General features: G+C 66.4%; 14 protein-coding genes and 1 riboswitch. Of the genes, 12 read left to right on the top strand and 2 right to left on the bottom strand.

Annotated elements, in window-relative coordinates:
• The first annotated feature begins 111 nt into the window (after positions 1 to 111).
• Both AC4EEO_RS07270 and AC4EEO_RS07275 read left to right on the top strand, forming a co-directional pair.
• Complete coding sequence (locus AC4EEO_RS07270; RefSeq protein WP_018760009.1) at positions 112 to 1,467, top strand: ammonium transporter; 1,356 nt, start codon at positions 112 to 114, stop codon at positions 1,465 to 1,467.
• Positions 1,464 to 1,802 (top strand): P-II family nitrogen regulator, encoded by a 339-nt coding sequence (locus AC4EEO_RS07275; RefSeq protein ID WP_018760008.1) that lies wholly within the window; start codon positions 1,464 to 1,466, stop codon positions 1,800 to 1,802. The genes AC4EEO_RS07270 and AC4EEO_RS07275 overlap by 4 nt, the downstream gene beginning before the upstream one ends.
• A 112-nt stretch (positions 1,803 to 1,914) precedes the next feature.
• Here the strand turns inward: AC4EEO_RS07275 and AC4EEO_RS07280 are convergent, their stop codons facing one another.
• Positions 1,915 to 3,333: a glucose-6-phosphate dehydrogenase gene (locus AC4EEO_RS07280; protein ID WP_285319860.1), complete on the bottom strand. Its 1,419-nt coding sequence runs from the start codon at positions 3,331 to 3,333 to the stop codon at positions 1,915 to 1,917.
• Positions 3,334 to 3,417: 84 nt separating this feature from the next.
• On the opposite strand from AC4EEO_RS07280, the gene ffh reads away from it, so the two are divergent.
• The gene (ffh, locus tag AC4EEO_RS07285; protein ID WP_491340176.1) at positions 3,418 to 5,001 is read left to right on the top strand and encodes a signal recognition particle protein; all 1,584 of its coding nucleotides are present in this window, start codon (positions 3,418 to 3,420) and stop codon (positions 4,999 to 5,001) included.
• A 42-nt stretch (positions 5,002 to 5,043) separates the two neighbouring features.
• The gene (locus AC4EEO_RS07290; RefSeq protein WP_018760005.1) at positions 5,044 to 5,778 is read left to right on the top strand and encodes an alpha/beta hydrolase; all 735 of its coding nucleotides are present in this window, start codon (positions 5,044 to 5,046) and stop codon (positions 5,776 to 5,778) included.
• Here the strand turns inward: AC4EEO_RS07290 and thiC are convergent.
• Complete coding sequence (thiC, locus tag AC4EEO_RS07295; RefSeq protein ID WP_491340177.1) at positions 5,775 to 7,625, bottom strand: phosphomethylpyrimidine synthase ThiC; 1,851 nt, start codon at positions 7,623 to 7,625, stop codon at positions 5,775 to 5,777. The genes AC4EEO_RS07290 and thiC overlap by 4 nt on opposite strands.
• A riboswitch (TPP riboswitch) is annotated at positions 7,621 to 7,728 on the bottom strand. It overlaps the preceding gene by 5 nt.
• Before the next feature lie 80 nt (positions 7,729 to 7,808).
• Here thiC and AC4EEO_RS07300 point away from each other — a divergent pair.
• From AC4EEO_RS07300 to rplS, 8 genes are all read left to right on the top strand, one after another.
• Positions 7,809 to 8,891 carry an amidohydrolase family protein gene (locus tag AC4EEO_RS07300; RefSeq protein WP_491340178.1) on the top strand — a complete coding sequence of 361 codons (1,083 nt, stop codon included), beginning with the start codon at positions 7,809 to 7,811 and terminating at the stop codon, positions 8,889 to 8,891.
• Positions 8,892 to 8,991: 100 nt separating this feature from the next.
• Positions 8,992 to 9,867, top strand: coding sequence for a VOC family protein (locus AC4EEO_RS07305; protein WP_133830845.1), 876 nt, complete (start codon positions 8,992 to 8,994; stop codon positions 9,865 to 9,867).
• A 163-nt stretch (positions 9,868 to 10,030) separates the two neighbouring features.
• On the top strand, positions 10,031 to 10,486 hold the full coding sequence (locus AC4EEO_RS07310; RefSeq protein ID WP_491340179.1) for a hypothetical protein: 456 nt from the start codon (positions 10,031 to 10,033) through the stop codon (positions 10,484 to 10,486).
• A 219-nt stretch (positions 10,487 to 10,705) separates the two neighbouring features.
• Entirely contained in the window at positions 10,706 to 11,128 is a 423-nt protein-coding gene (gene rpsP, locus AC4EEO_RS07315; protein WP_018760000.1) for a 30S ribosomal protein S16, read from the top strand.
• 1 nt (position 11,129) lies between these two features.
• Positions 11,130 to 11,372, top strand: a complete 243-nt coding sequence (locus AC4EEO_RS07320; RefSeq protein ID WP_018759999.1) for an RNA-binding protein — start codon at positions 11,130 to 11,132, stop codon at positions 11,370 to 11,372.
• 119 nt (positions 11,373 to 11,491) lie between these two features.
• A complete protein-coding gene (gene rimM / locus AC4EEO_RS07325) occupies positions 11,492 to 12,037 on the top strand; it encodes a ribosome maturation factor RimM (protein WP_133830843.1) in 546 nt (181 codons plus the stop codon).
• A complete protein-coding gene (gene trmD, locus AC4EEO_RS07330) occupies positions 12,038 to 12,850 on the top strand; it encodes a tRNA (guanosine(37)-N1)-methyltransferase TrmD (protein WP_491340180.1) in 813 nt (270 codons plus the stop codon).
• 244 nt (positions 12,851 to 13,094) lie between these two features.
• Positions 13,095 to 13,454 carry a 50S ribosomal protein L19 gene (gene rplS, locus AC4EEO_RS07335; RefSeq protein ID WP_018759996.1) on the top strand — a complete coding sequence of 120 codons (360 nt, stop codon included), beginning with the start codon at positions 13,095 to 13,097 and terminating at the stop codon, positions 13,452 to 13,454.
• Positions 13,455 to 13,490 lie beyond the last annotated feature (36 nt).

Raw genomic sequence — 13,490 nt, forward strand, 5'->3', positions numbered from 1 at the left:
CAATCTAAATCCTCCGCGGCCGAAACACGCCACCCACAAACTCATTACAGGACGCAAAAAGGCGTTGGCAGGCGGACAAGTCCGCACCGAAAGCAAGAGAGGACGTAGGCCATGGAACTCACCGCAGGTCTCGTTTGGCTCCTGGTTGCGGCAGCACTCGTGCTGTTCATGACCCCGGGCCTGGCATTCTTTTATGGCGGCATGACGCGCGCCAAGTCGGCACTGAACATGATGATGATGAGCTTCGTCGCCATCGGAACGGTCGGCATCACGTGGGTGCTGTGGGGCGCCTCCATGTCCACGAGCAACGAGGACAACTTCTTCCAGATCTTCGCCAACCCGTTCAGCCACTTCGGCCTGCACAACTTCACGGACCCGGCGGACCTGCTGAAGGTGGGCTACGCCGCAACGTTCGCGATCATCACCGTCGCCCTGATCTCCGGCGCCGTCGCGGACCGCGCAAAGTTCTCGGCCTGGGTGATCTTCACGCCGATCTGGGCCACGCTGGTCTACGCGCCGCTGGCCTTCATGGTGTGGGGCGGCGGCCTGTTCTCCAAGGACGGCTGGTTCGGCCAGACCTTCGCTCCGGTCATCGACTTCGCCGGAGGCACCGTGGTGCACATCAACGCCGGTGTTGCCGGCCTGGTGCTGGTGCTGATCATTGGTAACCGGAAGGGCTTCGGCAAGGACCCGAACCACCGCCCGCACAACATCCCGTTCGTCATGCTCGGCGCAGCCATCCTGTGGTTCGGCTGGTTCGGCTTCAACGCCGGCGCCGCCGCCACCGTGGAACAGGCCGGCCTGATCTGGATCAACACCCTGGCAGCCCCGGCCGCCGCGATGCTTGGCTGGCTCGCTGTGGAACGCATCCGGGACGGACACCCCACCTCGCTCGGCGCTGCTTCAGGCGTGGTGGCCGGCCTCGTCGCCATCACCCCGGCCTGCGCCAACGTCTCCCCGCTCGGCGCGATTGCCTTGGGCGTCGTCGCCGGTATCGCCTCTGCCCTGGCGGTCGGGCTGAAGTTCAAGCTCGGTTATGACGACTCCCTGGATGTTGTGGGCGTCCACCTCGTTGCAGGTGTCATCGGCACCGTTGCCATCGGCTTCCTCGCCACCCCGGACCAGGGGGCTGCCGGCCTGTTCTACGGCGGCGGCGCCACCCAGCTGGTGGCACAGGTCCTGGCAGCGCTGCTCTCCATCGCCTTCACCGCGGTGATGACCCTGATCATCGCCTACCCCATCCACAAGACCATGGGCTTCCGCATCTCCGAGCACCAGGAAATCGCCGGCGCAGACCTCAGCCTGCACGCCGAGACCGCCTACGAGTTCGGCGTCGGCGGCCACGGTGGCAGCTTCCAGCCGCTGCACGACATGGTGACGGGCAAGACCCAGGCGGAAAGCCGGGAATCCGCAGCCGGAGCACAGCAGGCACAGCCGGCAACAGGCAAGGAAAGTGTGGGGGCATGAAACTGATCACTGCAATCGTCAGGCCGGAAAAGCTCGAAACCATCCGGGAAGGACTGGAAGCTTACGGGGTCCAAGGACTGACCGTCAGCGCGGCCAGCGGATATGGACGCCAGCGCGGCTACACCGAGGTGTACCGAGGAGCCGAATACAATGTGGACCTGCTTCCCAAGATCCGCGTTGAAGTCCTGGCCACCGACGAACAGTCAGACGACATCCTGGACGTGATCATCGCCAGCTCCAACACCGGCCGGGCCGGGGACGGCAAGGTCTGGACCATCGACGTCCATGAAGCAGTGCGCGTCCGGACCGGGGAACGCGGAGTAGCCGCCATCTAGGCAGGCCACACCGGTCCTGGGGCCAGGAACAACAGGACGAAACAGCAAAGCGGGCGGGAACCGAAAGGTTCCCGCCCGCTGTGCTGTTTCGTGTGCTGGTGCCCTTCCCTTATCAGTCGCCGCCGCCCGCGCCCGTTTCGCGGTTGGTGGGCCACGATGCCGGGCCGGCCGAACCGGCGTCGTACTCCTCCAAGGGGACCTCACCCTTCGCCCACGCCGTGAGCACCGGCTCCACGATCCGCCAGCAGTCCTCCGCGGTATCGCCGCGGACAGACAGCAACGGGTCTCCGGTCAGGACGCCCTCCAGCACCTCCCCGTACGGCAGCAGGTCTGAGGCACTCAACTCCGCCTCCAAGGTGACCCGGCCCAGGCTGAAAATGTTCCCCGGGCCGTTGACGTCGACGTCGAACTCCAGCGTGTCCGGACCAAACCCGATCCGCAGCTGGTTGGGGGAGTCCACCCCCGTGAATCCCCGCGGCAGGTGGGGTACGGGAAGGAAGGTGACCACCGCCTCCTTGCGCTTGTCGCCCAGCGCCTTTCCGGAACGCAGGATGAACGGCACTCCCCGCCAGCGCCAGTTGTCGATGTCCACCTGGATCTCCGCAAGCGTCTCCGTTCCTCGGCCGGGATCCACCCCCGCCTCCTTTGCGTAGTCGGGGACGGCCTTCCCTGCAATCGATCCCGCCGTATAGCGCGCCCGGCGGGTAGTGCCGGTGAACGGTGTACGGACGCTGCTGGCCCGCAGCACGCTGGATACCGCGTCGCGGAGGTCGCGCTCGCCGATAGTGGCTGGAGGTTCGATGGCCATGAGGGCCATGACCTCCAGCAAGTGGCTCTGGATCATGTCGCGGAGCGCGCCGGCACCGTCGTAGTAGCGGGCCCGGCCCTCAAGGGCAAGGTCCTCATCGAAGAAGATCTCCACTTTCTCCACGTGCTGCCGGTTCCACACCGGCTCCAGGAAGTTGTTGGCAAACCGCAGGCCCAGGATGTTAAGCACTGTCGCCTTGCCCAGGAAGTGGTCCACGCGGTGGATGTGGTCCTCCGGAACCAGTCGGGCGAGCGTACGGTTCAAGGAGCGCGCCGACTCCTCGCTGGAACCGAACGGCTTCTCCATGACCAGCCGGGTGCCCTCGGGAACCTCCTCCGGCTGGAGTGTCTCGCAGGCCTGCTGGCTGATGCGGGGCGGAAGTGCAAAGTAGACGGCCACAGGGCCCTTGAGCCCTGCGAGCAGGGACGCCAGGGCATCCTTGGCCGTGACATCCACCTGGTGGTAGGCCGTTTCCTGCTGCAGTGCTTCGAGGGCTTCCTTCCCCGGGCCGTCCGCCGCGCCGGCTGCGGCGGCGAAGGACGAGCGGACCCGGTCCTGCCACTGTTCCTTGGTCCAGGGATCCGATCCGGCACCTACCAGCCGGAGTCCTTCCGCCCGGCCCGCCGCCGCCAGCCGGGCAAGGCCGGGAAGGAGGAGCCGGCCGGTGAGGTCGCCGGAGGCGCCGAGGATGAGCAATGTCTGCACAGATGTTTGGCTCGTCATTTTGCCAGCATGCCATCTGACGTGGCTGACTTGATACCCTAGGTAGTCGAGTCCCGATCATCTCTTGAAAGAAGTTCACGGCGCGTGTTCAATTCACTCTCTGACCGGTTGACAGCAACCTTCAAAAATCTCCGCGGCAAGGGCCGCCTCACCGAGGCCGATGTTGATGCCACGGTCCGCGAGATCCGCCGTGCCCTGCTGGACGCAGACGTCGCCGTTCCGGTGGTCCGCGAGTTCACCGGGAAGGTCCGCGAACGTGCGCTCGGCGCCGAGGTCTCGGCTGCCCTGAATCCCAGCCAGCAGATCGTCAAGATCGTCAACGAGGAACTCGTGGAGATCCTGGGCGGCGAAACCCGCAGGATCCGGCTGGCCAAGAGCGGACCCACCATCATCATGCTGGCCGGCCTCCAGGGTGCAGGCAAGACCACCCTGGCCGGCAAGCTGTCCAAGTGGCTGAAGGCCCAGGGTCACAGCCCCATGCTGGTGGCCTGCGACCTCCAGCGCCCCAACGCCGTCACCCAGCTCCAGGTGGTGGGCCAGCGCGCCAACGTGCCCGTTTTCGCCCCGCACCCCGGCGCCACGTCCACCGAGCTGGACCACCCTGCCGGTGACCCGGTCGCCGTTGCCCGTGCCGGCGTCGAGGAAGCCAAGCGCACCCTGCACGACGTCGTGATCGTGGACACCGCCGGCCGCCTGGGCGTCGACGCGGATATGATGGAGCAGGCCCGCCAGATCCGCCGCGCCATCGTCCCGAACGAAGTCCTCTTCGTGATCGACTCCATGATCGGCCAGGACGCGGTCAACACGGCCCTCGCCTTCGATGAGGGCGTCAACTTCACCGGCATCGTGTTGTCCAAGCTCGACGGCGATGCGCGCGGCGGTGCCGCACTGTCGGTCGCCTCGGTGACGGGGAAGCCGGTCATGTTCGCCTCCACCGGCGAAGGCCTGGACGACTTCGAACTCTTCCACCCGGACCGGATGGCCTCGCGCATCCTGGACATGGGCGACATCCTCACCCTCATTGAGCAGGCCGAGAAGTCCTGGGACAAGGACGAAGCAGCCCGGATGGCGAAGAAGTTCGCCGACCAGGAAGATTTCACCCTCGAGGACTTCCTCGCCCAAATGCAGCAGATCCGCAACATGGGCTCCATGAAGAAGATGCTCATGATGATGCCGGGCGCGCAGAACATCCGGCAGCAGCTGGAGCAGTTCGACGAGCGCGAAATTGACCGCGTCGAGGCAATCGTCCGGTCCATGACGCCGCACGAGCGCCTCGCCCCGAAGATCATCAACGGATCCCGCCGGGCGCGCATCGCCCGCGGCTCCGGCGTCCACGTTTCCGAGGTCAACGGCCTGCTGGAACGCTTTGCGCAGGCCCAGAAGATGATGAAGAAGATGGCCCAGGGCGGCATGCCGGGAATGCCCGGGTTGCCGGGTATGCCCGGTGCCGGTGGGGGTGCGCGGAAGAACGCCAAGAACGCGCCGAAGAAGAAGGCGAAGTCCGGCAATCCGGCCAAGGCTGCGCAGGAACGCAAGGAGGCCGAGGCCCGGCGCGCCAATGCGGGCAAGGCGCTGCCCACCGGTGCCGCGTTCGGCCAGCAGGGCGGCGACTTCGATCCGTCGCAGTTGAACCTCCCCAAGGGCTTCGACAAGTTCCTGGGCAAGTAGCAGTTCCCCACGGATGTCGGTGCCGTGGAATAGGGTTGGGTCATGTTCAAGCAGCGGGTAGTTTTCGTGCACGGCGCCGGTGCTTTCGGCGCCGCCGCGTGGCCCCGCCAGCACGGCATGGCGCTGTCTTTCGACGCCCTGTTCCTTCGCCGCCAGGGCTATGACGCCGTCGCGGAGCCGGTGGAATCATCATTTGCCGAGGACACTGCCATCGTGCTGCGGTCCCTGGCCGATGATGGCCGCGGCGCCGCCGGCGGACACGTGGTGGCGCACTCCCAGGGAGCCATTCCTGCCATGATGGCGGCCGTCGAACGCCCTGACCTCGTCTACTCCCTGACCCTGGTGGAACCGGCGTGCCTCTCCCTGACCGCGGAGCTGCCGGCCACGGCGGCACACATCAGCCTGATGAAGCCGCTTCTCGAGGTCCGCCACCAGCTCAGTGATGAGGACTTCCAACGGGAGTTCGTCCGGCGGGTCTATGCCACGGACCTGCAGCAGCCTGCCACCGCGGAGGAGAAACGGTCCGCGCGCCGGCTGCGGCTCCAGGTCCCGTCGTGGGAAGCGCCCCTGCATATTGTTCCCGGGGTCCCCACCTTGGTCCTGACCGGGGGCTGGGAGCCGCTGTACGAGGAGATTGCCGGTTACCTGCGGGAGACCGGTGCCCTGCACCGCGTTGCCGCGGGCGGGCACCGGCCCCATGATTCGGTGGAAGGCGACCGGACCATCAGGCAGTTCATCGGCGAGGTCAGCCGCAGCGAGCCGGCCCGGGCCTCCTAGCTGCCGGCGGGCACCTGCAACTCCGGAAGGTAGACCTTGCCGCCGGCGGCCAGGAACTCCTGGCTCTTCGCCCGCATCCCCGACGCCGCCTCAGTGAGCGCCGCCTGCGCCTCAGCCGAGCCGTATTCATTCCGGATGTCCTGGCTGATCCGCATCGAGCAGAACTTGGGTCCGCACATGGAGCAGAAGTGCGCCGTCTTGGCGGGTTCGGCCGGCAACGTCTCATCGTGGAACGATTCCGCCGTCTCCGGGTCCAGCGACAGCGCGAACTGGTCGCGCCAGCGGAATTCGAACCGGGCCTTGGACAAAGCATCGTCCCGCTCGCGCGCCCCCGGGTGTCCCTTGGCCAGGTCCGCTGCATGGGCCGCAATCTTGTACGTGATGACGCCGGTCTTCACGTCGTCTTTGTTGGGCAGGCCCAGGTGTTCCTTGGGCGTGACGTAGCAGAGCATGGCGGTGCCGTACCGTGCGATTTCGGTGGCCCCGATTGCCGAGGTGATGTGGTCGTAGCCGGGCGCGACATCGGTCACCAGCGGACCGAGCGTGTAGAACGGCGCACCCTTGCACAGCTCCTGCTGCCGCTCCACGTTTTCCCGGACCAGGTGGAACGGTACGTGCCCGGGGCCTTCGACCATCACCTGGACGTCGTACTCCCACGCGCGCTGCGTCAGCTCGGCCAGCGTATCCAGTTCAGCGAACTGCGCCGCGTCGTTGGCGTCCGCCGTGGAGCCGGGCCGCAACCCGTCCCCCAGGGAGAACGCGACGTCGTACTTCGCGAAGATTTCGCAAAGTTCGTCAAAATGCGTGTACAGGAAGTTCTCCTGGTGGTGGGCCAGGCACCAGCCGGCCATGATGGAACCACCGCGCGAGACGATGCCCGTCACCCGGTTGGCCGTGAGCGGGACGTACCGCAGCAGGACACCGGCGTGGATGGTCATGTAGTCCACACCTTGCTCGCACTGCTCAATGACGGTGTCCCGGAAGATTTCCCAGGTCAGCGCGTTGGCTTCGCCGTTGACCTTTTCCAGTGCCTGGTAGATCGGAACCGTTCCGATCGGGACAGGGGAGTTGCGGATGATCCATTCCCTGGTGGTGTGGATGTCGTCCCCCGTGGACAGGTCCATCACCGTGTCGGCACCCCATTGGGTGGCCCACTGCAGGTTGTCCACCTCTTCGGCGATGGAGCTCGTCACGGCAGAATTACCGATGTTGGCGTTGATTTTCACCAGGAACGCCTTGCCGATGATCATGGGCTCGGACTCAGGGTGGTTGATGTTGTTCGGGATGATGGCCCGACCGGCGGCTACCTCGCTCCTGACCAGTTCCACGTCGCAGTTTTCCCGCAGCGCCACGAAACGCATTTCCTGCGTGATGGTGCCCTGCCGGGCGTAGTGCATCTGGGTCACCGTATGGCCGTCGACGGCGCGGCGGGGCACCGGCCGGGCACCCTTCCACTCCGCGGAGGCAGCGCCCCGGCGCACGGCCGAGCGGCCGTCGTCGAGCAGGTTGCGTTCCCTGCCGGTGTAGGCCTCGGTGTCCCCGCGCGCCACGATCCATTCGGCACGGAAGGGCTCCAGGCCGCGGACGGGGTCGCTTCCCGGTCCGGCCGTCCGGTAGGTCCGGAAAGGTGCGTTCGGCTGCCCGTTGGGTGATGGCTCCAGCGCGATCTCGGTGACCGGGACCCGGATGCCGGAACCGGCGTCGTCGATGTAAGCCAGTGAATGCGACTTCAGCGACTGCGTCACCTGGACGTGGGATTCGCCACTGGATCCGGTGCCGGGTCCGTTGGCCGCATCGGAACCGGACGGCACCAGGGCAGGGTTCAACTGGGTGTTTTGTGTACTCAAGGGAATACTCACTTCCTTCGCCGGCATTACCCGGACAGGTTCAACGGTCGCAGGCTGCGGCAGCCCGATCTCAGCCCCTGCAGGGGCACCCGTGTGGTCAGCAACGAAGCTACCACAGCCCTCCGGAAGCCCGTTGTAACAATCGATGATGCTAGCCTGACCGGGCAACGAAAGGATGCCCGGATGGCAGGAATCATTCACTTTCGCGGACCCGTCCTGGCTGCACCGGACAGCCTGCGGCAGGGACTCTGGTCCGTGGGCGGCAAGCTCACGTTCCGCCCGCCCGCACAGCCACCCGACCGGGTATTCGACGGCTGGGTACTGCCGGGCTTCGTGGACGCCCATTGCCATATCGGGCTGGGGCCGGCCGGTCCGGTGGAGGCCGCCGTAGCGCAGGAACAGGCGCTTGCGGACCTCAACGCCGGAACCCTCCTGGTCCGTGATGCGGGTTCGCCCGCCGATACGCGCTGGATGCAGGGCGGCAAGGACTTCCCGGTGCTGATCCGCGCAGGCCGGCACATTGCCCGGACGCGGCGCTACCTGCGCGGTTTCGCCCACGAGGTCGAACCCGAGGACCTCGTTGAGGCCGTGCGCAAGCAGGCCCGGGACGGGGACGGCTGGGTCAAACTGGTGGGGGACTGGATCGACCGGGGCGCCGGTGACCTGGCGCCGTCCTTTCCTGCCGCCGTCGTCCGCGACGCGGTCCAGGCTGCACACGACGAAGGTGCCCGGGTAACGGCCCACTGCTTCGCCGAAGACACCCTGGACCAGATGCTCGACGCCGGCATCGACTGCATCGAGCACGCCACCGGGCTGCTGCCACGGCACCTGCCCCGGTTCGCCGGGCAGGGCGTGCCGATCGTGCCCACCCTCATCAACATCGCCACCTTCCCGGACATTGCCGCCCAAGCGGAGCCGAAGTTTCCACGGTACGCAGCCCACATGCGGTCCCTCTGGGAGCGGAGGCTGGAGCGCGTGGCCGAGGCCCACGCAGCGGGGGTGCGCATCTTCGCCGGAACAGACGCCGGCAGCGTCATCGGCCACGGCCGCATCGCGGACGAAATCCTCGCCCTGCACGGTGCGGGCCTGCCGATGACTGCAGCGCTGGATGCAGCGTGCTGGGCAGCCCGCCGCTGGCTCGGAGCGGACGGCCTGGAAGAAGGCGCACGCGCCGATGTGATCGTCTGTCGTGAGGACCCACGGGCGGTCCCGGAGACCATCGGCAGGCTGGAACACGTCGTGCTGGGCGGCCGCATTATCCGTTGACCCAACGTGGCCCCCGGGACTTGGAATAAATTGAAGCTTCAAGTAATTTTAAGAAGTGACAGGCCGCCATCGGGACGGCCGCCAATCCAAGGAGCCTCCAATGACCGCATCAGCCAACAGCCAGGACCTGCTTCCTGCCGACCTCGCCATGGGCACGGTGATGCTCAAGGTGGGGGACATGAAGGTCATGACCGACTACTACCAGCGCGCACTGGGCCTGGAGGTGGTGGCCGAGCAGGACGGCGGACTGTACCTGGGCCGCCTTGGCCGCCCCCTGGTGCACCTGGCTCCGGCCCCCGGGCTGAACCTGCCCGGCAGGGGAGAGGCCGGACTCTTCCACACCGCGCTGCTGTTTGAAGACCAGGCCTCCCTCGCCGCCACCATCGCCACCGCGGCCCAATACGAGCCGATGTCCTTCACCGGCAGCGCCGACCACCTGGTCAGTGAAGCCTTCTACTTCACCGATCCGGAAGGCAACGGCATCGAACTGTATTGGGACCGGCCGCGCAGCAACTGGTCCTGGAACGGGACGGACGTGGTGATGGACAGCCTTGCCCTTCCCCCGCAGCGCTACCTGGAGCAGCACCTCACCGAGGAATCGCTTGAGGGCCAGCGCGTGACGGCCGCAGGCGTGGGGCACGTCCACCTCCAGGTGGGAGATGTCCAGACGGCGCGCGACTTCTACGTGGGCACCCTCGGTTTCGAAAAGACGGCGGGCTGGCACGGGCAGGCCTTGTTCGTTTCCGCCGGGCGGTACCACCACCACATGGCCATGAACGTCTGGAACAGCCGCGGGGCCGGCCCCCGCAAGGACACCCTTGGGCTGGGTGAAGTCCTCATCGAAGTTCCGTCAGGGGACGACGTCGGCGCCTTGGCTGACCGCCTCAAGGTCGCCGGAGTGACCGCGCACCACACCGGTGCCGAACTCCGGTTCGAGGATCCGTGGCGCAACCGGCTGCGGGTGGCCGTCCGCTGAGCTGCGCTGCCGGCGGAGGCCGGCCGGTGCCGCGAACTGCCATCTGCGGCCCCGGCCCGGCGCGTGCGCCTGCCGGTGCCCAGCTACTAGGCTGATTCCGTACGGCCGGGACGCAGGCAGCGCCCGGCGCGCAGTTCCGCCAACGGAAGAAGGGCAAACAGCCATGGGCTTCACCGAGATCTTTGTTGCCACCCATGACGCCGCGCTCAAACGCGCCGGCCTCCTTGACGCAGGGAGCGCGCCCGCGGCAAACGCCGGTCCTGGCAGCCATGCCGTGCGGATCGAGGGAGTCAGCGACTTCGAAATCGAACAGCTCGGCGACCTCGCCGGGACTGCTGTCCACGCCGGTGGTGCCGACTATGAGCTGACCATGGTGGACGTCGCCAGTGACTCCCTCCTGGCAGTTCCGCCTGCCATGGTCCGTGCGCTGGCCGACCTCCTGTCCTACGAGACCGAAGGCGAGGGCAACGTCCTCGAGGACGTCGCCGAGCAGTGGGCCGCGCAGGACGACATGCCCTTCGGCGCGGCCCAGGCCCGGACCTACGTGGAGCAGCTCGCCAGGCTCGCGGCCGGGCTGGACGACGCCGAGCGGACCGGGCTGTACGTCTGGTCCGCCTGACCGGCGCCGCAGGGCCCATCCCGCGGCCGGCGCCGGCGCGAAGCGCCGCGACGCCGAGTCGAAATAAGTTCGCTGATCTGGCACAATAAACAGGTACTCGATCTGCGTGGCCCCTCTCTCCGCGTCCGGATCCTGTCCTTCGAACCCGCAAGTACGGCCCGCCCCACGGGTGCAGAACGCCGGGTTCACCCCTTTTCTGAAACAGGAGTGACCACAAAAGTGGCCGTAAAGATTCGCCTTAAGCGCTTCGGCAAGATGCGCGCCCCGTACTACCGCATCGTCGTCGCGGACTCACGCACCAAGCGTGACGGCCGCGCCATCGAGGAGATCGGCAAGTACCACCCCACCGAAGAGCCCTCGTTCATCGAGGTCAACTCCGAGCGTGCCCAGTACTGGCTGTCCGTCGGCGCCCAGCCGTCCGAGCAGGTTGCCGCCATCCTGAAGATCACCGGTGACTGGCAGAAGTTCAAGGGCCTCCCGGGCCAGGAAGGCACCCTCAAGACCAAGGTCGCGAAGGACGCTTTCGTAGCGCCGGAGAAGGGCTCGGTCATCATCCCGGAAGCCATCACCAAGAAGGCCTCCAAGTCTGACGCTGCCGAGGCCCCGGCCGACGCCGAAGCTGAGACCACCGAGGCTGAGTAGATTGCTGGCAGAAGCGCTGGAGCACCTGGTCCGTGGAATCGTTGATTCCCCGGACGACGTCAAGGTCAGTTCGAAGAACAACCGCCGCGGGGACACCCTCGAAGTGCGGGTTCACCAGGATGACCTCGGACGGGTGATTGGCCGCCAGGGCCGCACCGCACGCGCACTGCGCACCGTGGTGGCAGCACTGGCCGGCGGCGAACCGGTCAGGGTCGACGTCGTCGATACCGACCGCCGCCGCTGAGCGCTCGGCAACACTTAGTTCTGCTCCGGCCCCTCCACCACCTGGTGGAGGGGCCGGACTGCTTTGATCAACACAGTGCTTTCACCCCACACCAACCACAACCCGGAACAGAGGAACAGATGCAGCTTCAGGTGGCGCGGATCGGCAAGCCGCACGGCATTCGCGGGGAAGTCACGGTCCAGGTGCTGACCGATGCCCCCGACGACAGGTTTGTCCCCGGCACGGAGTTCGTCGTTGAACCCGCCGCGTCCGGGCCCTTGACGCTGGACAGTGCGCGCTGGAACAAGGACATCCTGCTCCTGGGCTTCGCGGAAGTGAAGGACCGGAACCAGGCCGAAACCCTCCGCGGCGCCAAGCTCTTCATCGAGACGGAAGAACTCGAGGAAGATGACGACGAAGGCTGGTACGAGCACGAACTCGTCGGCCTCCAGGCGCGGGTCGGCTCACAGGTGGTGGGAAAGGTGACAGCCCTGGCCACCATGCCCGTCCAGGACCTGCTGACCGTGACCACCCCGGCGGGCGAAGAGATCCTGGTCCCCTTCGTGGAGCAGATTGTGCCCGAGGTCAACCTTGAGGAGGGCTTCGTCCTGCTCACCCCGCCGGACGGCCTCTTTGAACTGAACGCCGGCGACGCCGCATCCCCGGAACCCGAAGGCCGGGAATAGATGCGGATCGACGTCGTCAGCATCTTTCCCGAATACCTTGCCCCGCTGGAGCTCTCACTGATCGGCAAGGCCCGCCAGGACGGGATCCTGGACCTGCACGTCCACGACCTCCGCAGCTTCACCACCGACAAGCACCGTTCCGTGGACGACACTCCGTACGGCGGAGGCGCGGGGATGGTCATGAAGCCCGAACCGTGGGCGCAGGCCCTCTCAGCGGTGGCCCAGGGCCGTCCCGATCCGCAGCACAAACCTGTCCTGATCGTTCCCTCTCCCGCCGGCGAGAGGTTCACCCAGGCCCTGGCTTATGAACTGGCCGAGGAAGAGCACCTTGCGTTCGCCTGTGGCCGCTATGAAGGCATCGACGAGCGCGTCATCGAGTGGGCGCAGGAGCACTTCACCGTCCGCCCCGTAAGCCTTGGCGACTACGTGCTCAATGGCGGGGAAGTCGCTGTCCTGGCCATGGTCGAGGCCATCGGCAGGCTCCTGCCGGGTGTGGTGGGCAACCCTGAGTCCTTGGTTGAGGAGTCCCACTCCGACGGCCTGCTGGAATATCCGGTCTACACCAAGCCGTCCGTATGGCGGGACCGCGAGGTCCCCGCGGTCCTGCTCAGCGGAAACCACGGCAAGATCGCGCAGTGGCGCCGGCACGAGCAATACCGCAGGACGGCCGAACGCCGCCCGGACCTCCTGGAGGCGTTCGACGCCGGCAATCTTCCGCGTGCCGACCGCACCGAACTGCACAACCTGGGGTATGACATCGTGGCCGGAAGGTTGGCCCGCCGCCCGGACGCCGGGCCGGGGGTACAGGAATAGCTCCCGCGCCGGACCCGAATTGGCGTAACCCCTGCACTGTGGCAAAATTGGTCTTTGTGTCTGCTGGGTCCGCACCTGCCACAGGGGGTAGCGCGGCCAACAGCCGGACAACCGGCCTCATCAACCATTGAAGCGGCCGGACCCCTTTACTTCGGCGGCAACAATCCGGCCCGCTTTTCGGCGGCCGGACCTGCCTGCCGTGACCCAAAGTGAATGACCTGTGGCGTTCACCAGGAGTGCAACCATGCATATTCTCGATTCCCTCGATGCAGCTTCGCTGCGCAACGATGTTCCCGAATTCCGCGCGGGCGATACCCTCAAGGTCCACGTGAACATCATCGAAGGCAAGAACTCCCGTGTCCAGGTGTTCCAGGGCTTCGTCCTGGGCCGCCAGGGCGATGGCGTCCGCGAAACCTTCACCGTCCGCAAGGTTTCCTTCGGTGTCGGCGTGGAGCGTACCTTCCCGGTGCACTCCCCGATCATCGAAAAGATCGAGGTCGTTACCAAGGGTGACGTCCGTCGCGCCAAGCTTTACTACATGCGCGCACTGCGCGGTAAGGCTGCGAAGATCAAGGAAAAGCGCGACTTCGCCACCGGCAAGTAAGTTCCTTTCGGACTTGCCACTCGGCTGGGACGCGGC

The sequence above is a fragment of the Pseudarthrobacter sp. MOO13 genome, from assembly GCF_058267655.1.